15 protein-coding genes are annotated in these 23,941 nt (G+C 66.7%); 7 read left to right on the top strand and 8 right to left on the bottom strand.

Annotation, left to right across the window (positions count from 1 at the left end; genetic code table 11):
- Positions 1-148: 148 nt before the first annotated feature.
- The 3 genes from AB4850_RS06850 to AB4850_RS06840 form a co-directional block, all read right to left on the bottom strand.
- Positions 149-898, bottom strand: coding sequence for an ABC transporter ATP-binding protein (locus tag AB4850_RS06850; RefSeq protein ID WP_414441852.1), 750 nt, complete (start codon positions 896-898; stop codon positions 149-151).
- Complete coding sequence (locus AB4850_RS06845; RefSeq protein WP_414441851.1) at positions 898-1,734, bottom strand: ABC transporter permease subunit; 837 nt, start codon at positions 1,732-1,734, stop codon at positions 898-900. The genes AB4850_RS06850 and AB4850_RS06845 overlap by 1 nt, the downstream gene beginning before the upstream one ends.
- Before the next feature lie 271 nt (positions 1,735-2,005).
- Positions 2,006-3,370, bottom strand: coding sequence for an LLM class flavin-dependent oxidoreductase (locus AB4850_RS06840; RefSeq protein WP_414441850.1), 1,365 nt, complete (start codon positions 3,368-3,370; stop codon positions 2,006-2,008).
- 305 nt (positions 3,371-3,675) lie between these two features.
- On the opposite strand from AB4850_RS06840, the gene AB4850_RS06835 reads away from it, so the two are divergent.
- The 3 genes from AB4850_RS06835 (at position 3,676) to AB4850_RS06825 (ending at position 9,800) form a co-directional block, all read left to right on the top strand.
- On the top strand, positions 3,676-4,818 hold the full coding sequence (locus AB4850_RS06835) for a porin (RefSeq protein ID WP_414441849.1): 1,143 nt from the start codon (positions 3,676-3,678) through the stop codon (positions 4,816-4,818).
- Positions 4,819-5,076: 258 nt separating this feature from the next.
- Positions 5,077-6,327, top strand: a complete 1,251-nt coding sequence (sbcD, locus tag AB4850_RS06830; protein ID WP_414441848.1) for an exonuclease subunit SbcD — start codon at positions 5,077-5,079, stop codon at positions 6,325-6,327.
- Positions 6,324-9,800, top strand: a complete 3,477-nt coding sequence (locus AB4850_RS06825; protein WP_414441847.1) for an AAA family ATPase — start codon at positions 6,324-6,326, stop codon at positions 9,798-9,800. Before sbcD ends, AB4850_RS06825 begins: the two co-directional genes overlap by 4 nt.
- 48 nt (positions 9,801-9,848) lie before the next feature.
- On the opposite strand, the gene AB4850_RS06820 is transcribed toward AB4850_RS06825, so the two are convergent.
- Both AB4850_RS06820 and AB4850_RS06815 read right to left on the bottom strand, forming a co-directional pair.
- Positions 9,849-12,614 carry a penicillin acylase family protein gene (locus AB4850_RS06820; RefSeq protein WP_414441846.1) on the bottom strand — a complete coding sequence of 922 codons (2,766 nt, stop codon included), beginning with the start codon at positions 12,612-12,614 and terminating at the stop codon, positions 9,849-9,851.
- A gap of 576 nt (positions 12,615-13,190) precedes the next feature.
- The gene (locus tag AB4850_RS06815; protein ID WP_414441845.1) at positions 13,191-13,682 is read right to left on the bottom strand and encodes a Fur family transcriptional regulator; all 492 of its coding nucleotides are present in this window, start codon (positions 13,680-13,682) and stop codon (positions 13,191-13,193) included.
- Positions 13,683-13,851: 169 nt separating this feature from the next.
- Here AB4850_RS06815 and AB4850_RS06810 point away from each other — a divergent pair, with 169 nt between their 5' ends.
- Positions 13,852-14,451 carry a nitroreductase gene (locus tag AB4850_RS06810; protein WP_414441844.1) on the top strand — a complete coding sequence of 200 codons (600 nt, stop codon included), beginning with the start codon at positions 13,852-13,854 and terminating at the stop codon, positions 14,449-14,451.
- Between the two features lie 94 nt (positions 14,452-14,545).
- Here AB4850_RS06810 and AB4850_RS06805 read toward each other — a convergent pair whose 3' ends face one another.
- Positions 14,546-16,288 carry a cyclic peptide export ABC transporter gene (locus tag AB4850_RS06805; RefSeq protein ID WP_414441843.1) on the bottom strand — a complete coding sequence of 581 codons (1,743 nt, stop codon included), beginning with the start codon at positions 16,286-16,288 and terminating at the stop codon, positions 14,546-14,548.
- A gap of 434 nt (positions 16,289-16,722) precedes the next feature.
- Between AB4850_RS06805 and AB4850_RS06800 the strand changes: the two genes are divergently transcribed.
- Complete coding sequence (locus AB4850_RS06800; RefSeq protein WP_414441842.1) at positions 16,723-16,992, top strand: hypothetical protein; 270 nt, start codon at positions 16,723-16,725, stop codon at positions 16,990-16,992.
- Positions 16,979-17,176, top strand: a complete 198-nt coding sequence (locus AB4850_RS06795) for a hypothetical protein (protein ID WP_414441841.1) — start codon at positions 16,979-16,981, stop codon at positions 17,174-17,176. Before AB4850_RS06800 ends, AB4850_RS06795 begins: the two co-directional genes overlap by 14 nt.
- A gap of 115 nt (positions 17,177-17,291) precedes the next feature.
- On the opposite strand, the gene AB4850_RS06790 is transcribed toward AB4850_RS06795, so the two are convergent.
- Complete coding sequence (locus AB4850_RS06790; protein WP_414441840.1) at positions 17,292-18,806, bottom strand: acetyl-CoA hydrolase/transferase family protein; 1,515 nt, start codon at positions 18,804-18,806, stop codon at positions 17,292-17,294.
- Positions 18,807-19,237: 431 nt separating this feature from the next.
- Here AB4850_RS06790 and AB4850_RS06785 point away from each other — a divergent pair, with 431 nt between their 5' ends.
- Positions 19,238-21,229, top strand: a complete 1,992-nt coding sequence (locus AB4850_RS06785; protein WP_414441839.1) for a gamma-glutamyltransferase family protein — start codon at positions 19,238-19,240, stop codon at positions 21,227-21,229.
- A 156-nt stretch (positions 21,230-21,385) separates the two neighbouring features.
- Here the strand turns inward: AB4850_RS06785 and AB4850_RS06780 are convergent, their stop codons facing one another.
- On the bottom strand, positions 21,386-23,935 hold the full coding sequence (locus AB4850_RS06780; protein ID WP_414441838.1) for a hypothetical protein: 2,550 nt from the start codon (positions 23,933-23,935) through the stop codon (positions 21,386-21,388).
- Between the last annotated feature and the right edge of the window lie 6 nt (positions 23,936-23,941).

Here is a 23,941-nt window from a genome sequence, read left to right as displayed (position 1 = left end):
GGTCTACTCGGATGCGTGTTGCGATATCGGGTTCGGGCGGCCACACCATGCGAATGAGCAAGGCGCGACTCGCCACGCGGCCGCAGGGGCCGTGGTTCGATGACATTCGGGGAGCGCGCCGCGGTGTGCGATGCGCGGCGCGCGGGCGTCAGTGCAGGTGCACGCCGAGCGAAGCCAGCAGCGCCTCGCGCAACGCCTTCGGCTCGGTATGCGCCGGCACGTGCACGTCAGCGATACGGCCGGCGCGCATCACGAGGATGCGGTCGGCCAGCGCCACGGCTTCGTCCACGTCGTGCGTGACGAGCAGCACGCCCGGCCGGTGCCGTGCGACCAGTTCCTTGACCAGCGCATGCATCTTGATGCGGGTCAGCGCGTCGAGCGCGGCGAACGGCTCGTCGAGCAGCAGCAGCTTCGGGTCGTGCACCAGCGCGCGGGCCAGCGCCACGCGTTGCGCCTGGCCGCCCGACAGGTTGCGCGGCCAATCTTCCTCGCGCCCGGCCAGGCCCACTTCGGCCAGCGCGCGATCCGCGCCGGCACGGCCCACCGTGCGTTCATTGCCGAGCACGACGTTCTCGTGCACGCGCGCCCACGGCAGCAGCCGATGCTCCTGGAACACCACGGCCGCGCGGCGCGGCGTATGAATCCGGCCCGCATCCGCCGCATCGAGACCGGCCAGCGCACGCAGCAAGGTGGTCTTGCCGCAACCGCTTTCGCCGAGCAGCGCGACGAACTCGCCTTCGCGAATCTGCAGATCGAGCGCATCGATCACGACGCGCGCGCCATACCGGCGGCGCAGCCCCGAGACGGACACCGCCAGCGGCTCGCCCGCGAAACGGTCGTCGGCGGCATCGCGCGCCGGCGCGGCTGCCACCGGCGCGGCGAATTCAGTGGTGCTCATCAACGGGACTCCTTCGCAAAATTCGGATGCCAGGCCAGCAGGCGCGTTTCGAGCGCACGGGCCAGCGCGTCGGCCACCACGCCGATCACGGCGTAGATCACGATCGTCAACACAATGATGTCGGTCTGCAGGAATTCGCGTGCGTCCATCGCGAGGAAGCCGATGCCCTTGGTGGTCGCCAGCGTTTCGGCGATCACCAGCGCCAGCCACGCATGAGCCAGCGCATAGCGCACGCCGGTCAGGATCGACGGCATCGCGCCCGGCAGGATGATGCGGCGCACGACGGCCGGCCACGACAGCCCGACCACCTTGCCGAGTTCCATCAGCTTCGGGTCGATCTGGCGGATGCCGAGCACCGTGTTGATATAGATGGGAAACAGCACCGCGAGCGCCACCAGGAAGATCTTCGCCGTCTCGCCCACGCCGAACCAGACGATCACGAGCGGCAGCATCGCCAGGAACGGCACCGCGCGCAGCATCTGGATCGAGCGGTCGAGCAGCGCCTGGGTGAGCGGCGAGAAGCCCACCGCCACGCCGAGCACGAAGCCGGCCGTGCCGCCGATCGCGAAGCCGGTGGCCGCGCGCAGCAGCGACACGCCCAGGTGAACGAACAGCGCGCCCGATTCGATCAAGCCCCAGGCGGTGTCCGCCACGCGGCTCGGCGCGGGCAGCACTTGCGGGTCGATCAGGCCGGTGCGCGCGCCAATTTCCCAGAGCACCACCAGCACCAGGGGAACGGCCCAGGACAGCCACCAGTAAAGCGCCGCCCGGGACAGGCCGCGACGCCGCGCGTCGGCAGGCACGCTCGCCGGGAGGGATGAAGTCAGATCGGTCATGGGCATCTTCGCGAAATCGTGCAGGCGGCGGCGTTGGGGGGCGCTGCCGCATGCGGTGTGTCGGTTCGTTATTAGAGCCGGTCGATTTCGCCACGACAAATAAGCGATTCGGGTTTGCTTTTCGGGCGGAGGGGTATGGAGCGAGGAATTGTCTGTTGCGGTGACCGAGGGTGGCGCTGCGATGGCGGTTTCGATGGTGTGGCGGGTGGGCGACCCATCGGCATTTTCCGGGGCCGGTTTGGGCACGGCGCCCGGAAAATATCGGCTTGGCTCAGGCCGCCACCACCCCAGGCTCGCTCACCCGTTCCACGCGTGCCGGCCGCGCCAGCCCCAGATGCTGACGCAAGGTCGTGCCTTCGTATTCGTCGCGGAACAGGCCGCGCCGCCGCAACTCGGGCAGCACCAGCGTGACGAAATCCTCCAGCCCGCCCGGCAGCGTCGGCGCCATCACGTTGAAGCCGTCCGCGCCATGGTTGACGAACCGCTCCTCCAGCGCGTCGGCGATCTGCTTCGGCGTGCCGATCAACTGCCAGTGGCCGCGCGCGCCGGCCACGCGCAGCGCCAGTTGGCGGATCGTCAGGTTCTCGCGGCGCGCGAGATCGAGCGTCAGCGCCTGGCGGCTCTTGCTCGCATTGGTTTCCGGCAACTCGGGAATCGGCCCGTCGAACGGATAGGGCGACAGGTCGAAGCCGCCCGTCAGCCCCGACACCAGCGCGAGCCCCACCACCGGATCGATCAGTTGCTGAAGCGCCTCGAACTTCTCGCGCGCCTCGCTCTCGTCGCGGCCCACCACCGGGAACACGCCCGGCATGATCTTCAGTTCGTCGGGATGGCGGCCCCACTCGGCCATGCGGCCCTTCACGTCGGCGTAGAACGCCACCGCGTCGTCGAGCGTCTGCTGCGCCGTGAAGATCACCTCGGCCGTGCGCGCCGCGAGCCGCCGCCCGGCATCCGACGAGCCGGCCTGCACCACCACCGGGTGCCCCTGCGGCGCGCGCGCCACGTTCAGCGGCCCGCGCACCTGGAAGAACTTGCCGCGATGCCGCAGCACATGGCGCTTGGCCGGATCGAAGAAGCGCCCCGACGCCTTGTCGCGCACGAATGCATCGTCGTCCCAACTATCCCAGAGGCCGCGCACCACGTCGGCGAATTCCTCGGCGCGCTCGTAACGGTCGGCGTGCGCGATGTGCTCTTCGCGATTGAAGTTCTCGGCCTCGTGGCGGTTCGACGACGTGACCAGGTTCCAGCCCGCGCGCCCGCTGCTGATGTGGTCGAGCGAGGCGAACTTGCGCGCCACGTGATACGGCTCGTTGAAGCTGGTGGACGCGGTGCCCACCAGGCCGATCCGCTCGGTCACGGCGGCCAGCGCCGACAGCAGCGTCAACGGCTCGAACTGCGCGTTGTAGCTGTGCGCGGTGCGGCTCAGGAATTCGACGTCGTCGCCGCGCGTGCCCACGCCGTCGGCCAGGAACACGAGGTCGAATTTCGCGGCCTCCGCGGTTTGCGCGAGTTTGACGTAATGACGGAAATCCACGCCCGCGTCGGCCTGCGTGTCGGGGTGACGCCAGGCCGCGATGTGATGGCCGGTGGGATAGAGGAAGGCGCCGAGACTCAGCCGGCCGGTGCGTCGGGTCATGAAATCGGATCTCCGGGACAAGAAACCACGGGCGCGGCCCGCCACCGGAAGATCGACGAACCGGTGCGCCGCGTGCAGCAAAAAACGATAGCAGCAAGGGCCCGGGGGCCGAACCAATCAATCGAGAAATGCTTTTCGGCGCCATGGCAATCCTGGGCAATTTGACGCACCAGAACCGCGCATTGCTTATTCGAGGACAAATGCAGCCGATACGGCTTTCACTATATTCATCGCTCCGCAGCACCCCGCTCGACGAGGCCGCCGCGGCCCATCCACCCACCCACACGTCACACCCGAGGTACCGCATGAAGAAAACGCTCACTCATCCCTTGATCGCTCTCGCGCTGGCCGGCGCATTCGCCCCGGTGGCGCATGCGCAAAGCAGTGTCACGCTGTACGGATCGCTCGATGCGGGCGTGCTCTATGTCAACAACGCCGGCGGCCACAACCAATGGCTGCAGAACAACGGCGGGCTGTCGAACACATACTTCGGCCTGCGCGGCGCGGAAGACCTCGGCGGCGGCCGCAAGGCGATCTTCCGCTTGCAATCGGCGTTTTCGCTCGGCAACGGCGCGTTCGCGCGCAACGAATCGGGCTTCAACCGGATGGCCTACGTGGGCCTGCAGGACAACGTCTACGGCACGCTCACCGTGGGCCGCCAGTTCGATTCGATCATCGATTACCTGACGCCGCTGTCGCTGTCGGGCACCGGCTTCGGCGTCAATCTCGCGCTGCATCCGCTCGACAACGACAGCCTCAGCACGCAGCGTTCGACGGCCAATGCCGTGAAGTTCGAAAGCGCCAACTACGCGGGCTTCCACTTCGGCGGCTCGTTCGGCTTCAGCAACGACAAGAATTTTTCGAACGGCCGGGCATGGAGCGTCGGCGCGGGCTACGAAAACGGCCCGCTGAGCGTGGCGACTGCCTACGACCAATCGAACAACAGCGCACTCACGAACCCGAACGGCGCGGCGGCCGACGATTCGATCCCGGCCGGCGTGCATCGCACGTTCGGCGTCGGCGCGCATTATGTGTACGGCCCGGCTGCCGTCGGCGTGCTGTGGACCCACTCGAAAATCGAGGATTCCCGTCTGGCCGGCGTGCCGAACGACATCCGCTTCGACAATGTCGAACTGAACGGCACCTATGCGCTCACGCCGTCGCTCGCGCTGCTCGGCGGCTACACCTATACGTTCGGCAAGACGTCCAGCGCCGGCTCGAAGGCAGGCAGCCCGAAGTGGCACTCGGCCACGCTCGCGGCCGACTATTCGCTGAGCAAGCGCACCGACGTGTATCTGGCCGCCGTCTATCAGCATGCATCGGGCACGCTGTACGACAACGGCCAGGGCGTGCGGGTCGACAACACCGCGTCGGTCGGCGGCCTGCTGACGGCTTCCAGCACCGGCAATCAGGTCGGCGCGACGTTCGGCGTGCGTCACCGCTTCTAAGCGGCTCGCTTCGAAGCCGCGCTCGAGGCATTCGAGATGCTCGATCACTCGACGCGCGCCTGATTCACCTCATTCGCCCGCGCCCCCTGCGGGCCTCGTGCGCCGGCCGCCCACTCCGGCCGGCGCACCTCCCCATCCCGCCCCATCCCATCTCGATATTGAAGGCGGCGCTTTATACTAGGCGCTTTCGCCAAACCGCCCTCCCCACGGCGGCCATCGCCGCCGTGCACCGTCGGCACCCCGCCCTCACTCATCGTCATGCGTCTCCTCCACACTTCCGATTGGCATCTGGGCCAGAGCTTCATGGGCAAGAGCCGTCAAGCCGAACATCAGGCGCTGATCGACTGGCTCATGCTGCGCGTCCAGGAACTGGCCGTCGACGCCGTCGTCATCGCCGGCGACATCTTCGACACCGGCACGCCGCCCAGCTACGCGCGCGAGCTGTACAGCCAGCTCGTGGTGCGGATGCACGAAGCCGGCGTGGCGCTGCTGCTGCTCGGCGGCAACCACGACTCCGTCGCCACCTTGCGCGAAAGCAGCGCCCTGCTCGCACGCCTGTCGGCCACCGTGGTGCCGCATGCCGACGTGCCCGAGGATCAGGTGCGCGTGCTGCCGCTGCGCCGCGGCACCGATAACAACGCGGCCGGCGTGCCCGGCTGCGTGGTGTGCGCGATCCCGTTCATCCGCCCGCGCGACGTCACCCTGAGCGAAGCCGGCCAGACGGCCGACGAGAAGCGCCAGCAATTGATGGCGTCGATCCAGACTTACTACCGGGCCTGCTACGAAGCGGCCGAGGCGGTGCGCGACGCGCTGCACGAGGAAACCGGCCGCCGCCTGCCGCTGATCGCCACCGGCCACCTGACGACGGTGGGCGCCAGCGCCACCGAATCGGTACGCGAGATCTACGTCGGCACGCTCGAGGCGTTCCCGACCGCGGCGTTTCCGCCGGTCGATTACCTGGCGCTCGGGCATATCCATCGTCCGCAGAAGGTGGGCGGCCTGGAACATGTCCGCTACAGCGGTTCGCCGATCGCGCTGAGTTTCGACGAGGCGGCCCAGCAAAAGGAAATGCTGCTGGTCGAACTCGACGACACCGGCCTGCGCGCGGTCACGCCCGTGCCGGTGCCGGTGTTCCGGCGGCTGGCCACGCTGAACGGCAACCTGAAAGCGCTGGCCGACACGCTGCCGCGCCTCGCCGAAGGCGCGACGCCGGAGCAGCCGGTGTGGGTGGAAGTGACCGTGACCGAGGACGACTATCTGTCCGACCTGCCCGCGCGCATCCAGGCGCTCGCGGAAGGCCTGCCGATCGAAGTGCTGCGGATTCGCCGCGAGCGCACCAACACGGCCGCGCAGTTGACGGCCGAAACCGGCGTCACGCTCGACGAACTCGATCCGCTCGATGTATTCGCGCGCCGCCTCGGCCAGGAAACGCTGCCCGAAGACCTGCGCGCGTCGCTGACCGAGCGCTACCGGGAAATCGTCGCCGCCACCGGGGAGCACGACGCATGAAGATCCGCACGCTGCGCCTGAAGAACCTCAATTCGCTGAAGGGCGAATGGTTCATCGATTTCACCAAGCCGCCGTTTTCCGACCACGGGCTGTTCGCGATCACCGGCCCGACCGGCGCGGGCAAATCCACGCTGCTCGACGCGATCTGCCTGGCGCTGTATCACGAAACACCACGCCTGAAGACCGTGTCCGCGTCGGTCAACGACATCATGACGCGCCACACGTCCGACTGTTTCGCCGAAGTCGAATTCGAGGTGAAGGGCCAGGTCTATCGGGCGTTCTGGAGCCAGCATCGCGCGCGCAACAAGGTGGATGGCGCGCTCCAGCAGCCCAAGGTCGAACTGGCGAAAGGCGACGGCACGATCCTCAGCAGCCAGATCGCCGAGAAGCTGCGGCTGGTGGCCGAGATCACCCGGCTCGATTTCGCGCGCTTCACGCGCTCGATGCTGCTGGCGCAGGGCGGCTTCGCCGTGTTCCTGAACGCGCCGTCGAACGATCGCGCCGAGTTGCTGGAGGAATTGACCGGCACGGAGATCTACGGCGAGATTTCGCGGCGCGTCTACGAGCGCGCGGCGGCGGCCCGCGACATCCTCAAGACCCTGCGCGCGCAGGCCGACGGCATGGATCTGCTGAACGCCGAGCAGCGCGAAGCGATGCAGCGCGAAATGGCGGCGCTGGCCGTGCAACTCGACGCGCTCGGCAAGCAACTGACGACGCTGCAGGTGCAGCGCCAATGGCGCGTCGATCTGACCGCGGCACAACAGGCCGCGCAGCAGGCTCAGGCCGGGCTGGACAAGGCCGTCGCCGCGCTCGACGCGGCGGCCGGCGAACTGGCGCGGCTGGCGGCGAGCGAGCCGGCCGAACTGCTGCGTCCGCTGCACGACGCGCTGCAACGCGCCGATGCGGCCTGCCGGCAAACCGTCGCGCAACTGGCCGAACAGCGCACCCGCCAGACGGCCCGCGCCGCCCGGCATGGTGCCGAACACCGGCTCGCGGTGCGGCTGGCCGCGCGTGTCAGCGACGACGCACAGCGCAAGCTCGGCGCGCTCGACGCCCAGCTCCAGCAGTTGAACGAACGCGCCGAGGCGCTGCGCCATCACGCCGTGCTCGGCGAACGGATCGGCATCTGGCGACAGCAATTCGCGCATCGCGGCCAGGCCGTGGCCGGTATCGGTCAACGCGAGAAAGCTGCCGGCGAACTCGCGCGCAAGCTCGTGGACGAACGTACCAAGCTGACGCGCCAGGCCGAAGCCGTCGCGCTGGCCGACAAGGCCCGCACCGATTCGGCCGCGCGCATCGCGACGCTGCACGATGCGCAGCAAACGCGTCTCGACGGCCGCTCGCTGCCCGATTGGCGGCAGCGCTGGCAAACCGCGCATCAGGGCGTCACGGCGTGGAAGGATCTCGACACGCGCGCGGCGGCCCTGCGCGAGCGCGCCACCGAACGCGACGCGCTCGCCGCGCAACTGAAACAGCTCGACGCCGACCTGGCGACCCACGGCACGCGCCTGAGCGAGCGGCAAACCGCACTGAACAAGCTCAAGGAGCAAGCCGCCGACAAGCAGAAGCTGCTCGAACAGGAGCAGGTCATCCGCAGCCTGAGCGAGCATCGCGAGCGCTTGCAGCCCGGCGAGGCCTGCCCGCTGTGCGGCTCGCACGCGCATCCGGCGATCGGCGCGTATGGCGCGATCGACGTGTCGGCCACCGCACGCGGTTTGCGTGAATTGAGCGAGGAAATCCGCACGGCCGACCAGCAGAACAACGCTTTGACCAGCGAACTGGCGGCCCAACGCGCGACGCAGAAGCAATCGCAGGAACGCCTGACGCGGCTCGCCACGCAGATCGATCAAGGCCTGCGCGACTGGCGCGAACTCGCGGCCACGCTCGACGGCGAAGCGATCGGCCCGGACGACTGGGCACATGCCGGCCGCCTCGAAGCGGGCCGCGTGGCGGCCGATCAGGCGTCGGCGCAACTCAAGCAGACGCTCAACGTCATCGAAGAAGCCGAAGACACACTTGCCGGCCTGCGCAAGACCGACGCCGAATCCATCGAGGCCTGGCACCGCGCACGCACGCTGCAGGCCGCCATCGAGCAGACGATCGCGAGCACCGTCGAACGCCAAAGCGAAATCGACATCGAGCTGAAGGCGCAACGCACCGCGCTGGAACATGACGATGCCGCGCGAGTGGCCGCGATCGTCGAAGCCGGGTTCGACGCCACCGGGCTGCCCGCCGAGGCCGAAACTTGGCTGGCCGCTCGTGTCGATGAATGGCAGGCGTGGCAAACCACGCAGCAGCGCGTGCAAACGCTGACGCAAGGCCGCATCGAGCAGCGCGCGCACGGCGAGGCCGCCGCCGCGGTGCTGACGCACTGGCAGACGCGCCTGCAAGCGCTCGAAGCGCAGCATCGCGACGCCGATACGCCCTTGTCCGAGGAAGAAGCCGATACCGCACAAGACGGCGATCCCGCGCAGGCGCTGTCGGCCTGCACGAATCGCATCGATGCGTTGACCCAGGAACTGAGCCAACTGGAAGGCCGCATCGGCCAGCTCGACGGCCTCCAGACCCAGCAGCGCGCCACGCTCACCGAAGCCGACACGCAATGGCGCGCCGCGCTGGCCAACGGCCCGTTCGCCGACCTGCCGGCGTTCCTCGCCGCCCTGCTGCCGCCCGACGAGCGCAAGCGCCTGCAAGCGCTGAAGCAGACGGCCGAGCAGGCACGGCAAACCGCGCAAACGCTGGTGCAATCGGCGCAGGAGAAACTGACGGCGCTGACCGCGCAACCGGCGCAATCGGCGCAATCGGAGTTGTCGCTCGACGAACTGACCATGCAGATCGACGCGATCAACACGCAAACCGCCGAACTGAACGGCAAGCTGGGCGGCCAGCGCGAGCGGCTGAACCGCGACGACACGCTGCGCCGCAATCAGCAGGCCCTGTTCGCGCAGATCGAGGCGCAGGCGCGCGACACCGACGTCTGGCAGCACCTCGACGCGCTGATCGGCTCGGCCAGGGGCGACAAGTTCCGGAAGTTCGCGCAGGGTTTGACGCTCGACCATCTGCTGATGCTGGCGAACCGTCATCTCGACCGCCTGCACGCGCGCTACCTGCTGCGGCGCAAGGCCAGCGGCGAACTCGAACTGGAGATCGTCGATCTCTGGCAGGCCGACGTCACGCGCGACACGCGCACGCTGTCGGGCGGCGAGAGCTTCCTGGTCAGCCTGGCGCTCGCGCTGGCGCTGTCCGACCTGGTCAGCCACAAGACCTCGATCGATTCGGTGTTCCTCGACGAAGGCTTCGGCACGCTCGACGCCGATACGCTGGAGATCGCGCTCGATGCGCTCGACGCGTTGAATGCGAGCGGCAAGATGATCGGCGTGATCAGTCACGTCGAGGGGCTCAAGGATCGCATCGCCACGCAGATCCGCGTGGAGAAAGGCGGCGGGATCGGGCATTCGCGACTGGTGATTTAGGCCGGGGCGGGCCGGTTGCGCATCTCGCGCGGCCGGCCCTTCGTTGCGCTATCGGCCGTCCTGGCTTTCGCGCGTCCCATCGCGCTCGGTACCGTGATCGCCTTCGCTCGGCATCACCAACCGCGTCACCGTCAACGCCGGGTCGGCCGCGATCTCCCCCGCCTCGAACGGCACGCGCAGCCAGCGTCGCTCGGCGTAGCGGCGCGTGCCGTCGGCGAAGTGCGGCGAGGCCGGATCGTCCGATTCCGAATGCGCGAGCAGCGTATGGGCCTCCGCGCCATGCGCGCCGAACGTCACCACCTGCAGATAGCTGTTGCCGCCGATCGTGTCGGCCGAGATCGGATCGCGCGCGCGGCGCTTGCCGTAATCGCAGATCGACGCGAAATAGCCGACGCTCGCGCAGCCGCCGTACAACGGCACCGGCTCGCCGTTGCGCGTCAGGTAGAGCGTTTCGCCGCGCTTGGCGTCGAGCGCGTAGCCCGCATCGGTCACGGCCAGGATCGCCGCGCCGAACGCCTGCGCGACGGCCGGTTCGTCGGCGCGCAGGTCGGCCGGCGTGTTCTGCGGATCGGCCGGGTCGAACGGCTTCGCGTACAGCCGGGCCGGATCGATCTTCTCGGCGCGCACCCAGAACTGATCCCATAGATAAACGCCGCGCGCGTCGCGGTCGGCCACGCCGTTCCAGGCGCGCAGCGTGCGGCAGGCCTCGGCCGTGTCGGCCATGCGCGCCGGATGGAACACCTGCCCCGTCAGCGGATCGCGGTCCACACGCAAGCGCCCGCTCGCGCACACGCGATCGAGCACCGGCCGCTTGAACAGCGTGGCGCCGAGCGTGTCGCCGTCGAGCGTGAAGCGTTGCACGTCGGTTGCCGTCAGCCGCGTGCGCACTTGACCCGGCCGCAGTTCTTCGCTCGGTGCGGTGCGCTCGGCCAGCGCCAGCCCGAGTCGCGCGCGCATGTCGAGCGGTGCGACGCCCGCGCCCATCACGCGCGGAAAGCCCGTCAGCGGCTCGGCAGGATTGGCGAGCCAGTAGCTGTTGTTCATGTTCGCGACGAAATCGCGCCGCAGCAGGCCCGGCATCTGCGCTGCCGGCAGCGACCCAGCCTGCGCCGAGGCACCGTTGCGCTGCCAATCGCATTCGCCGCGCGAACCGTCCAGGAACGGCACGCCGGGCAGCCTGGCGTCCACCGCCTTGCCGATCGGCGGCGTGCAGCGGTCGGCCAGCGCGTCGGGCACGTCGGGCACGTTGCCGATATCGGCGAACCAGACTTGCGGATCGCGGCGGCCGATCGCCAGCGTGTTGACCCACGGCATCGCGGCGGACGCCTTCTGCGTGGCAATGAAATCGGGCAGCGAACGCGCGCGGCCGAAATCGAGAAAGGTGCGGAAGATGCGGTCGTTGCCGCTGTTGGCGTCGCGAATCGAGAAGGCCTGGGCGTGCGTCCAGGCCAGCTTCGGCGACCACCCGGAGAGATCCACCACCGGCCCGTAACGCGTCGCGTAGAGCGTGCGCGCGACGGTGGCCAGCGTGCCGTCGGGGTTGCGCACCGGCACCGTCAGCGGCACGCGGCGCATCGTTTCGCGCCGGCCGTCCACCCAATACGCAGTCGGGTCGTCGGCGGCCAGCTTCAACTGGAACAGGCCGAAGCGCCGCGCGCCGGACACGGTGTGGGTCCAGGCGATCTCGTCGTTGTAGCCGATCATGATCACCGGCACGCCGAGGAACGACGCGCCGCCCACGTTCAGCTTGCCGGGAATCGTCAGTTGCGCTTGGTAGAAGCGGTCCGGACCGCTCCAGAACCAGTGCGGATTGCCGAACAGGATCGACGCGCCGCCCGTGGCGTCGTGGCCGAACGCGAGCGCGTTGCTGCCGATGCCGTAATGGCCGCCGACGTGCAGCGCGTCGGGATCGAGCGCGGCGAGCGAGTTGGCGGTGGCGGTGTCGGCCTCGGCATGCGCGTTGGCCGAGGGGCTGGCCGGGTCGGCGGTGGCCGACTCCGCATGCGTGTTCGTCGGGCGACTGGCCGGGTTGGCCGTGGCCGCCTCCGCATGCGCGCTGGGCGAGTGGCTGGCCGGGTTGGCCGTGGCCGCCTCGGCATGTGCGTTGGCCGGGGGGCTGGCCGGGTTGGCACGCGTGCCGCCGTCCGCACGCAGCGGTGCGCCGGCCGAGGGTGGATGCGCGCTCGCGATCGCCGACACGAAATGCGCCTCGCCGCCCGCCAGGTTCGCCGCGTAGAGGCGCCGGTAGATGTCGGCGTCCGTAATCGACGACAGCCACGGCGCGTTGCGGCAGGCCAGATGCCGGCCCGGCGCATCGCCCGCGCGCACTTCGTCGAGATAGCGGTCGTAGCCGGCCGCGAAGCCGCGAATCATCCGTTGCAGCGCGTCGGGCTGGCTGTGGCGGTAGCGCTCGATGGTGCCGGCCGAATCGACCAGCCGGAAGAAGAAATCGGAATCGAGATTGCTCGGCGCGCCGAGCGTGGAGCGCGTGGCCGGCTTGGCGTTCGCGCCGAAATACCGGGAGCGGTCGCCGCGATAGGTCACGAACGCCTCGGCCATCGTGCAGAGGTTGTCGCTCGCCTGCGCGTAGCCGTATCCATAGCCGAGCGCCTGCCAGTCGGCGGCCTCGATGTGCGGAATGCCGTCGGCCGTGCGCCGGATCAGCACCGTGTCCTTGTCCGCCTGGGCGGTCGATGCGGTCGATGCGGTCGATGCGGTCGATGCGGCCGCCTGCGGCGTGGTCGAACCTGGCGCGGCGCACCCTGCCTGGCCCAGCGCAGCGGCAAGACCGACCGCCGCCGCAAGCGCTGCCATGCCTGCGCGCCATGTCCGGCGGGATCGGCCGGCTGCTGCGCGCCACTTCGTCGAAACTGAAAAAACCATGCTGTTCAATCCATTGCTTGATGCTCGGAGCCGGCCGCCGCGCAACGCCCTCGCCGCGCGACATGCGGCCCGGAGCCGGTGATGTGATTGCGAAGCGCCGGCATGCGAACGCGATCCCGTCGATCCCGGGCGCACCGTGAAGGCACGCCGGACCGGCCAACTTCGCCCTACCCCCGATTCGGAACACGTCGATCGACGTCGATTGTTGTGGTGCCGCGCCGGGCATGCCGGACATGCGGGGCGCGACGGTGACGCGGCGGGCAGGCCGTGCGCTTCGTTGTGGTCGCAACGATGTCGCATTCGCGCGGCCTGCGCCGTGGTTGGCGGCGTTGGCTGTGCCGTATCCGTGGTGGCGTGTCGGCTGCACCGCTCGAGCCGTGCCGTATTGCTCGTGGCGGGTCGCGATCCGGCGTGCCTGTCGGCTGCACTGTCCCGGCCGTGCCGTATTGCTCGTGGCGGGCCGTAATCCGTCGCGCCTGTCGGCCGAACCGTCGCGGCCGTGCCGTATCACTCGTGCCGAGCCGCGTCGAGATCGTCCGCACCATCCCACGCGGCCTCGCCCGCCAGCACCGGCCTCGGCTTCGGCCGGCACTGCGCGCAATAGCCGTGCAGCACGAGGTGATGACCGGTCAGCAGATAGCCGAGCGCGTCGGCCGCCGCCTTCTCGCGGCCATCGATCAGCGGGTCCGAAAACTCGTCCACCTGGCCGCAGCTCAGGCAGATGATGTGGTCGTGCCGCTTGCCGTCGTTCAGTTCGTAGACATGACGATTCGAATCGAGCGTGCCGCTCGTCAGGATGCCGGCCTCGACGAACTGCGACAGCACGCGGTACACCGTGGCAAGCCCGATATCGATCTTCTCGGCCAGCAGATGCCGATACACATCCTCGGCGCTGACATGGCGCGGGCGGGCCGCCGCGAAGAATTCCAGCACCTTCACGCGCGGCAAGGTCGCGCGCAGGCCTGCTCCCTGCAATTGTTCGAGTACCTGCGTCGGCATAGGCAAATTGTCGAAGGTTCGGAGATGAGCGGCCGCCCGCACTGAAACGGCCGGCGCATGGCGCCACGCACACCTTCGTCACAATAACCGACAAAAATGCGAATGAGAATCATTTGCGCAAATCGCAACACTTGCGCATCATGTTGCGATCTTGCCCAACGGAGTCAGCATGAACACCACCGCATCGAACCCCGGCCTTGCCTTCATCGACACGCTGCTGTCGCGTCAATCGCACTACGGCCTGACCGAGCCCGCGCCGCGCGGCGACGAACTCGACCTGATCCTCGACACCGCGATGCGCGCGCCCGACCATGCGCAATTGCGTCCGTGGCGTTTCGCGCTGATCCGCGACGAAGCGCGCATCGAGCTGGCCGAGGTATTGATCGACCTGGCCGCGGCCCGCGAGCCGCAACTGTCGCCGGCCGATCTCGAAGCACGCGGCAACGCCGCGCAGGCCGCGCCGCTGATCATCGCGGTGGCCGTGGCGATCCGCGGCGACGCGGGCATTCCCGAAGTCGAACAGCTGCTCTCGACGGGCGCCGCCACCATGAACCTGCTGAACGCCTGCCACGCACTGGGCTACGGCGCGTTCTGGATCACCGGCGACGACGCCTACGATCCGAAGCTGCCGCTCGCGCTCGATTTCGAGCCGACCGACCGCCTGCTCGGCTTCCTGATGGTCGGCACGCCGGCCTCGCAGGATGCGCCGCCGCCGCGCCCGTCGCGCGCGAACCATGTGCGCGAGTGGCTCGGCCGCGCATCGATCTGATCGTTGTCGGCTGATGACCGGAGCCACGAGTGCGGCCCGGTTCGCACCACGAAGCAACGGCCCGCCCGGTCACCCCGGCGGGCCGTTTCTTTATTCAGTGCGTGCGTACGCTGCCCTCGACGGCCGCCACGCCTTCGAGGCGCTCGGCCGCCGTGCCGCGATCCTCGTAGACGAACTCCGAACCCTTCGACGATTGAATGATCTGGCCGCGCTCGATACGGATCACGCGATCGGCGACGTGGAAATAACGATCGTCGTGCGACACCACGATCAGCGTCTTGCCCTGGCGCTTGAGCTCCGGCAGGAACACCGTGTAGAACACGCGGCGGAACGTCGGATCCTGGTCGGCAGCCCATTCGTCGAACATCATCACCGGGCGCTGTTCGAGCATCGCATGCACCAGCGCGAGCCGCTTGCGCTGGCCCGTGGACAGATCGATGGTCGAGAACACGCCGTCCTCGATCTTCACTTTGTGCGCGATCTCCAGTTGTTCCAGGTAGGCCTGCGCGCGCGCGATCAACGCCGCGTCGTGCACCACCAGATCCTCGAACAGGTGGTAATCGGCGAACACCGCCGAATAGAGCTGGCGGTAGGCATCCATGCGCTCGGCCGGCACCGGCTCGCCGTTCAGCAGCAACTGGCCCTGCCCGGCTTCGTAAAGCCCCAGCAGCAGCTTGATCAGCGTGGTCTTGCCGCTGCCGTTTTCACCGATCACGAACACCATGTCGCCGCGTTCGATCTTCAGGTCGATGGGCCCAAGCCGGAACGGCGGCTGGCCGCCGACCGGCGGAAATTCCCACGCGGCCTGACGCAGTTCGATCTCGCGAAGGTCGGCGAACGGCGCGGGCGGCGTGCCGTCTAGCAGCCGCGCCTCGCGATTCGCGAATTGCGCCGTCAGTTCGGCGATGCGCTGAAACGAGATGCGCGCCTGGCTCAACGCCGGCAGGCTGCTTGCCAGCGTTTCCACCGGGCCGCGCACGTAGAGCAGCACGATCACGAAGCCGCTGACCACTTCCGGCGACACGCCCAGGCGCTGCTGCAACAGCAGCAGCACGCCGATCACGACGAAGAACAGCGTGGTGACCGACGCGCTCGCGCCGTAATACAGCCGCATCGCCTTGATCTTCAACTCGGCCACCTCGTCGGCCGCGCCGGCCAGGCGCGTGCCGAACACGCGCTGGCGGCGGTCGCGGTTGATGCGCAGTTCCTTCGCGCCCTCGGTGATCGCGCGGTATTGCTTCTGCAGCTCGTCCTGCGCGCCGCGTACGCCCCGGTAGTACTGCCCCCACTTGAGGCTGGCGTACTGGTTGATCAGCGCGCCGATCACGATCGCCACCAGCGCGATCAGGAACAGCGGCACCGACAGCACCAGCATGTAGGCCACGCAACCCGCCGCCACCGCCGCTGCGACAGCGACGTTCGGGAAGCTGAAGGTCATCGCGCTGACGGTTTCCACGTCGCTGTTCAGTGTCGAAAGCAGGCGGTGCGTCTTGTAGCGTTCGAGCTCGGCCACCGGCGCGCACACGATGCGCGCCGAAATGTCCTTGCGCAGCGCGGCGATGATGCGCTGGCCCGTCACGCTGTTGCCGATCCCGGCGATGCCGTTGCACAGCAGCGTGATCACGCAGAGTGCAACGAAGGTAACGGCGGTTTTCTCGCCGAGGCCGCCCGGCGCATGCAGGCTGGCATTGATCACCGACAGCAGCCAGGCCGTGCAAAGGCCGCCCGCGATGCCCAGCAGCGTCGCGCCGAGCGTGATCGGCAGGTACGGCCGAAGCAATTGCAGCAAGGTGCCGCCGTAATGTTCGCGCGGGGTGCCGCGCTTGTCGCCAGTCATCGGTAGTTCCTCGGGTGTGTGATGCGCGCCGGCGCGGCGTGGGTGGCGACGCCGGCGAACAGGAGCCGGCCGACGCCCGCCGAACGGGCCTGCGGCACAGCCTACCGCGATGCCGGACCGGTGCGAACCGCTCTCGTTTGCCGGCCGCGCCGCCGGGCGTACTGCCGCCTTGCCGGCGCCTCATCGCGATAATGATTCTTATTTGCAACGCGCGAATGATATTAGGTGCCGCCCGACTTGGCAACCGCCCGAGGCTGCCGCACCTGCGGTTTGCCGCGCGCGGCAAGGCTTTGCGCGGCGCTCGGGCGGCTCGCCGGGGGGCGGGATCGGCCGTTCGGCCAGTTTCATCCGCCCCCGTTTGTTCCGGGTTGTGTCGCCTCAAAATACTGGATATATTTACAGCACTGTACTGATAACCAGTATCGAGGTGAGCAATGGAACATCGGGTTCGAATCGTCAACGATACCGATCGCCAGATCCTTGCGTGGCTGCGCAGCCAGGCCGGCGACGAACGCGTCGCACGGGCGCTCCACCAGCTCGGGCGCACGCGTAAGCCTTACGTATCGGCACTGTGCCGTTATCTCGGCCTGCGCCCGCCGGTCACGATCCAGCGGCCCGCGCGCCGCGCCGCCACCGATCACTCGGTCGGCGATCACTACCTGGCGCTGATCCGCCAGCATCTGGCCCATCATGCGGCCCGCTGAGCCGAGCGCCGGCTGGCGCATCTCGGCGGCCACCGCCGCGGCCTCACGTGGCAGCGGCGCGTTGCGGCGGCGCGCGTTCGTGATCGGTGCGCCGGCCCGGCACGCGCGTCACGTCACGGCGTATCGCGGCGCGCAGCGCACCGAAGGCGAAACGGGCGAAGCGCTCGAAACCGGCAGCGAATAAACGCAAAGGCCGCCCGCAACCTTCAGGTTGCGCGGCGGCCTTTTGCCGATGGCGCCGGCCCGCTGGCGAACGGCATTGCGCCGCTCGCCCGGTGTGTGCCGGTGGTCTGCCAGCCTTACGGCTTCATCGTGCCCGTGCGCACGAAGCGCTCGTGCCACGACAGCGCTTCGCCCAGCAAGTGCGGCGTCTGCTTGCCGAAGCTCTCGCGGCTCGCGCGTTCGAAGTAATCGGCCAGCATCGGGCGGAAATCCGGGTGCGCGCAGGTGTCGATGATCTTGCGCGCGCGCTGGCGCGGCGACAGCCCGCGCACGTCGGCCAGGCCCTGCTCGGTCACCACCACGCCCACGTCGTGCTCGGTGTGGTCCACGTGGCTGGCCATCGGCACGATCCGCGAAATCGTGCCGCCCTTGGCCGTGCTGGCCGACATGAAGCAGGACAAATAGCCATTGCGCGCGAAGTCGCCCGAACCGCCAATGCCGTTCTGGATCTTCGTGCCCATCACGTGCGTGGAATTCACGTTGCCGTAGATATCGGCTTCGATCATCCCGTTCATCGCGATGCAGCCGAGGCGGCGCACGAGTTCGGGGTGATTGCTGATCTCCTGCGGGCGCAGCAGGATCTTCGAGCGGAACAGCGCGATATCGTCGGCGAAGCGCTTCACGGCGTCGGGGCTCAACGAAAGCGCCGTGGCCGAGGCGAAACTCAGCGTGCCGTTCGCGAGCAGGTCGAGCATGCCGTCCTGAATGACCTCGGTGTAGGCGCTCAGGTTCGTGAAGCCGCCCTCGCCCAGCCCGGCCAGCACGGCGTTCGTGATGTTGCCCACGCCCGATTGCAGCGGCAGCAGGTTGGCCGGCAGGCGGCCTCGGCCAATTTCGTGGCGCAGGAAATCGATCAGGTGGCTCGCGATCAGCTTCGAGGCGTCGTCCGGAGCGTTGAACGCGTTGCTGCGGTCGGGTGCATCGGTTTCCACGATCGCGATGATCTTCTCGGCCGGGCAGCGCAGGTAAGGCTCGCCGATGCGGTCGTCGGCCGACACCAGCGGAATCGGCTTGCGGTTCGGCGGCAGCGCGGTGCCGTAATAGATATCGTGCATGCCGTCGAGGCCGAGCGGCTGGCGCGAATTGACTTCGAGGATCACCTTCTTGGCCTGATCGAGCCAGGTCTTGTTGTTGCCGACCGAAGCGGACGGAATCAGCAGGCCGTCCTCGCGAATGCCGGCCACTTCCACCACGGCCACGTCGAGTTCGCCGAACAGGCCGAACCACGCGTATTGGGCGACATGGCTCAGGTGGATGTCCTGGTAGTCGAGTTCGCCGGCGTTGATCTTCTCGCGCAGGATCGGGTCCGATTGATACGGCAGGCGCATCGAGATGCCGTCGGCCTTGGCCAGCGCGCCGTCGAGTTCGGGCGCGGTGGAGGCGCCGGTCAGCACGTTGATCCGGAAATCCTCGCCGCGTGCGTGCGCGGCCGAGATGCGCGTGGCGAGCGCGGTCGGCACGGCCTTCGGGTAGCCGGAACCGGTGAAGCCGCTCATGGCGACGGTCATGTTCGGGGCGATCAGCGCGGCGGCTTCATCGGCGGTGCGCACCAGCGAGCGCAGGGATTCTGCGTGGATTCGGGATGTGGACATGGCGAGATTCGAACGGGGGTGTATTGGTATCGCGTCGAGCGGCGCCGCGGCGGGGTGTCTCGGAAGCGGCGCGTGGCCTGGCGGCTTGCGACAGCAGGCCGAGGGCAGGACACGCCGGGCAGTATCGCAGAGGCCCCTGCACGCATAGAGCGGCCGCCCTGCAAAACTGCATTGCCGGATTCACGCGATATTTAGTGATCAACATCGTTTAACGCGAGGCCAAAACGCGCACCGTGCGGTGTCGCGCATTCATCTATCGGCGGCAGGCCAATCCGTCGCAAAAATCGCGTCGTATCCGTAAGCACACGTTGGAATACGGAAAACTTCCCGATTGCCAATTGAAATATTTCCGGTAAGGATCGATGCCCGCGTGATGCAGATTGCCACGGCACGCGCGCGCCCATTCCAACGACATTTCTTACCGCGAACCGATGACCCCTCCCAAACTTCTGCCGTACGTGTCCGCCGTGCTGGCCGCCGCGTTGATGGGCGCCTGCGGCGGCGACACCGAAACCGCCACGCCGGCACCGTCTCAAACCACTTCCACCGACACCACCTGCCTCGCGATCGACAGCAGCGGCTCGACCTCGGTGGTCGGCTCGAACCAGCCCGGCGACCCGTCGCTGCCGGAGCCGGCTTCGGGCTATCGCAAGGGGCTCAAGCCGATCGTCGCGAAAACCTACCTGGTCGCCACCTCGAACGCCTATGCAAGCGCGGCCGGCTGCGCGGTGCTGCGCAAGGGCGGCTCGGCGGCCGACGCGGCGGTGGCCGTGCAGGCCGTGCTCGGGCTGACGGTGCCGGAAGCCACGGGGCTCGGGTCGGGCGGCGTGCTGCTCTACTACGACGGCCGCGCCAAGACGCTGCAGGCCTACGACGGCCGCGAAACCGCGCCGGCCGCCGCCACCGAAAACTACCTGCGCTACGTGGACGACACCAGCGACCAGACGCTCCCAGTGCCGAGCGCGCGCGCCAGCGGCCGCTCGATCGGCACGATCGGCGTGCCGCGCCTGATCGAATTGCTGCAGCGCGACCACGGCAAGCTGCAATGGCGCGACCTGTTCGGCGATGCAATCTCGCTGGCCACCAACGGCTTCCCGATCGGCGGGCGGCTGGCCGCCGCGATCTCGGGCAACACCGCGAGCCTGAAGCGCGACGCCGAGGCCGCCGCCTACTTCCTGAACGCCGACGGCACGCCGAAGGCGCTCGGCACCGTGCTGAAGAACCCGGCCTACGCCGATGCGCTGACGCAGATGTCGCAAAACGGCGCGAACGCGCTTTACACGGGTGCGATCGCACAGGACATCGTCGCGAAGATCGCCACCACCACCGGCGCGGACGGCTCGAAGATCACCCCGGGCAAGACCACGCTGGCCGACCTCGCCGCGTATCAGGCCAAGCGCCGCGACGCGATCTGCACGACCTATCGCGGCGCGTACTGGGTATGCGGCATGCCGCCGCCGTCCTCGGGCGGCATCGCGGTGGCCTCGGCGCTCGGCATCCTCGAGAACTTCGACCTGAAATCGATGGGGCCGACGGCGCTCGATCTCGAGGGCGGCAAACCGGGCGTGCAGGCCGTGCACCTGATCACCGAAGCCGAGCGGCTCGCCTACGCCGACCGCGACAAGTACGTGGCCGACACCGATTTCATCCCGCTGCCCGGCGGCAGCGCCGACACGATGCTGAACAAGCCGTACCTGAAGCAGCGCGCGGCCCTGATCAGCACCGCCAAGAGCATGGGCACCGCGCTGCCCGGCGACCTCGGCGCGATCCCGCTCGGCGTGGACACCACGTTGATCGAGCACGGCACCAACCAGTTCACCATCGTCGACGGCGACGGCAGCGTCTTGAGCGCGACCACCACGGTCGAATCGAGCATGGGGTCGTTCCACATGACCCACGGCTTCCTGCTCAACAACCAGTTGACCGACTTCTCGGCCAGCCCAACCGATACCGGCGGCGCGTTGGTGGCGAACCGCGTGCAGCCGGGCAAGCGCCCGCGCAGCTCGATGGCGCCGACCATCGTGTTCAAGGTCGCGGCGGACGGCTCGAAGGGGGATTTCCTGATGGCGACCGGCTCGCCGGGCGGCGGCACGATCCCGCAGTACGTGCTCAAGACGCTGGTCGGCACGCTCGACTGGGGCCTCGACGCGCAGCAGTCGGCCGGGCTGATCGATTTCGGCGCGAGCAACAGCCCCACCACCACGGTCGGCGGCGAGCATCCGAACGTCGACACCAGCAACGGCGGTGCGAACGATGCGCTGCTCGTGGGGCTGAAGGCGCTGGGTCACACCGTGTCGACGTCTGCGCAGGCCAGCGGCGTGAATACCGTGCTGCGGATTCAGCAGAACGGCGTGGCGTTGCTGCAAGGTGGGACTGATCCGCGTCGTGAGGGCGTGGTGCTTGGGGATACGTTTACGCGTTGAATGTGAAACGGGGCGCGGTGCCTGCCAGACGACAAGCACCGCGCCTCCCGCTCACCACCTCGCCTCGGGGGCAATTTACCGGTGTAGGCCGATCTACGTTCAACAAAGCTCAGCGTTCAGCCTGGGACGTGCCCTCTTCAAGCGCATTGAGCGGGATTAGATCTGGAAACTCCAACCTGCGTGGGCAACGGGGAAGCCGCTGCCGCCAGGAATGTAGATGGCATTGTTTTGGATCAAGTGCCCGTCGCCAGTGTATTTGGAACTCGCTGTCAGATACCCGGACGAATCATAATTCTTGGCGTTATATGAACCATCGTTGTTGTACGAGAATTTTGAGAACCCCGTAAGGCTGCCAGTTCTCGTGCTAAATCGATCAGCTTCGATCTGACGCCCGAGGCCATCAAAGAAATCACGCTCAAACAGCTTTCCTGACGAATATTGATAATAGTCGTAGACGATATGATTGACGCCAAAAAACGCGACCATTTCCTCCGCCCCGTCGAACGTATGTGCGATAAAGCTATTATCGACCGCGAAGTCGTACAGTTTCGTCGCCGTTCCGTTCGAGTAAAAGATATCGCGTGTCTTGAAGCCGCTGGTGTTGAAGGTCGCATATTCGGTCATCTGCCCATTCGTTCCAAACAGCGCTCCAAATTGCGAGCCATCGCTATTGAAGACGTGAGAGGCGTAGCTGCCGTCAGCATTGAAGTCAATTTGCTTGTTCGCTTTTCCATCTGCGCCGAAGAAGATATCCTGCGTCTTGACACCGGCGGTATTGAACTTCGCATGTTCGGTCACCTGGCCATTGACGCCGAACAGCGTCGCGGTTTGTGAGCCATCGGCAGCGAAATCGTACTTCGTGTAGCTGTTGTCGAGGTTGAAGTCGTATTGCTGCGTGGCCTTGCCGTCGGCACCGTAGAAGGTATCGAGCGTCTTGACGCCGCTGGCATTGAACTTCGCATACTCGGTCATCTGGCCGGTCGTGCCGTATAGCGTCGCGGTCTGGGTGCCATCGGCGGCGAAGTCGTACTTCGTGTAGCTGTTATCGAGTTTGAAGTTGTACTGCTGCGTGGCCTTGCCATCCGTGCCGTAGAAGGTATCGAGTGTCTTGACGCCGCTTGCATCGAACTTCGCATATTCGGTCATCTGGCCGGTCGTGCCGTATAGCGTCGCGGTCTGGGTGCCATCAATGGCGAAGTCGTACTTCGTGTAGCTGTTGTCGAGGTTGAAGCTGAATTGCTGCGCGGCCTTGCCGTTCGCGCCGTAGAACGTATCGAACGTCTTGAAACCGTTGGCATTGAACTTCGCGTACTCGGTTATCTGGCCGGTCGTGCCGTACAGCGTTGCTGTCTGAGTGCCATCGGCGGCGAAGTCGTGCTTCGTGTAACTGTGGTCGAGGTTGAAGTTGTATTGCTGCGTGGCCTTGCCATTCGTGCCGTAGAAGGTATCGAACGTCTTGAAGCCGCTTGCATTGAACTTCGCGTACTCGGTCATCTGGCCGGTCGGGCCGTACAGCGTCGCTGTCTGAGAACCATCGGTGGCAAAGTCGTACTTCGTATAGCTCGCGTCGAGGTTGAAGTTGTATTGTTGCGTGGCCTTGCCGTCGGCGCCATAGAAGGTATCCAGCGTCTTAAAGCCTGCGGCGTTGAACTTCGCGTATTCGTTGATCTTGCCATTCACGCCGTACAGCGTCGCAGTCTGCGAGCCATCGGGGCTGAAGTCGTACTTCGTGTGGCTATTGTCAGGCCGGAAATCGTAGCGCTGGGTTTCCTTGCCATCGGCTCCAAAAAATACGTCCTGGAGTTTGAACCCGGTGTGATCGAATTTTGCTTGCTCCTGGATTTGACCGTTGGGATCGAACAGGGACGTCGTCACTGTGCCTTTCAACGAAAGCTCGCCATTTACCATGACCCATCCGCCGTTCAACAGCGGAATGGCTTTTGTATCAATCGTGAATACCGGCTGGCCATCAACCGTGGAGTTGGTGTACGTGATCATGTCGCCCTGGACCTTCTGCCAGTCGACGAGATTCGCGTCCATGCCGGAATGGTGGAGAATCCACCATTCCGCATAATATTCGGCGTAGGTCAGATTTTTGGCGATGGACGGCGAGAGCGCGCCATAGTATTTCCCTGCAGCATCGACCAGCGCCGTATCGGGACCAACGAGCGCCTGAGCGGCAGAAGACCCCCACGTTACATTTTTAACGTCGATGCCGGCAGACTGCGCCAGTTTATTCAGTTGCAGCGTCAGTAGACTGTCGAACCGGTCAGAATGCATGTGGCCGGCCGCGCCACCGGTCAACCCCAACTGAAAAGCAACGATGTATTCGGAAAGCAGTGCCACCCCTTCATTGGTCAAACCATTTTTGACGGCCTGATCGGGGTTCTGTTCCAAAGAACCGCCCATACCTCCAGGCAGCATCAAATGCCCGAGTTCGTGTGCCAGCGTGGTCACGAAAACGCTTGGCGCTTCGCTCCACGAAGGATCGAAGGCGATAATCTTGTGCGAGGGATCAGTGTAGACTCCCTTACCTTTCTCTCCAGTTACTAAACTCCAGCCTTCAAAATCGCCGAAGGCATTCAGTTCATCAGCCAAAAATGAGGATTTTTCCGAAGCCGCAATAATCGCGTCATACTTTTCGGAATTCAAGCCGAAACCTTTGATCAGCTTTTTAAGCACCTTTTCATTAAGGACGGTTGCCACTTTGAC

This window comes from Burkholderia sp. 22PA0106 (assembly GCF_047497155.1).
Taxonomy (GTDB): Bacteria; Pseudomonadota; Gammaproteobacteria; order Burkholderiales; family Burkholderiaceae; genus Burkholderia.
Note: the sequence above shows the minus strand (reverse complement) of the source record. Positions and strands in the feature narration are given on the sequence as shown.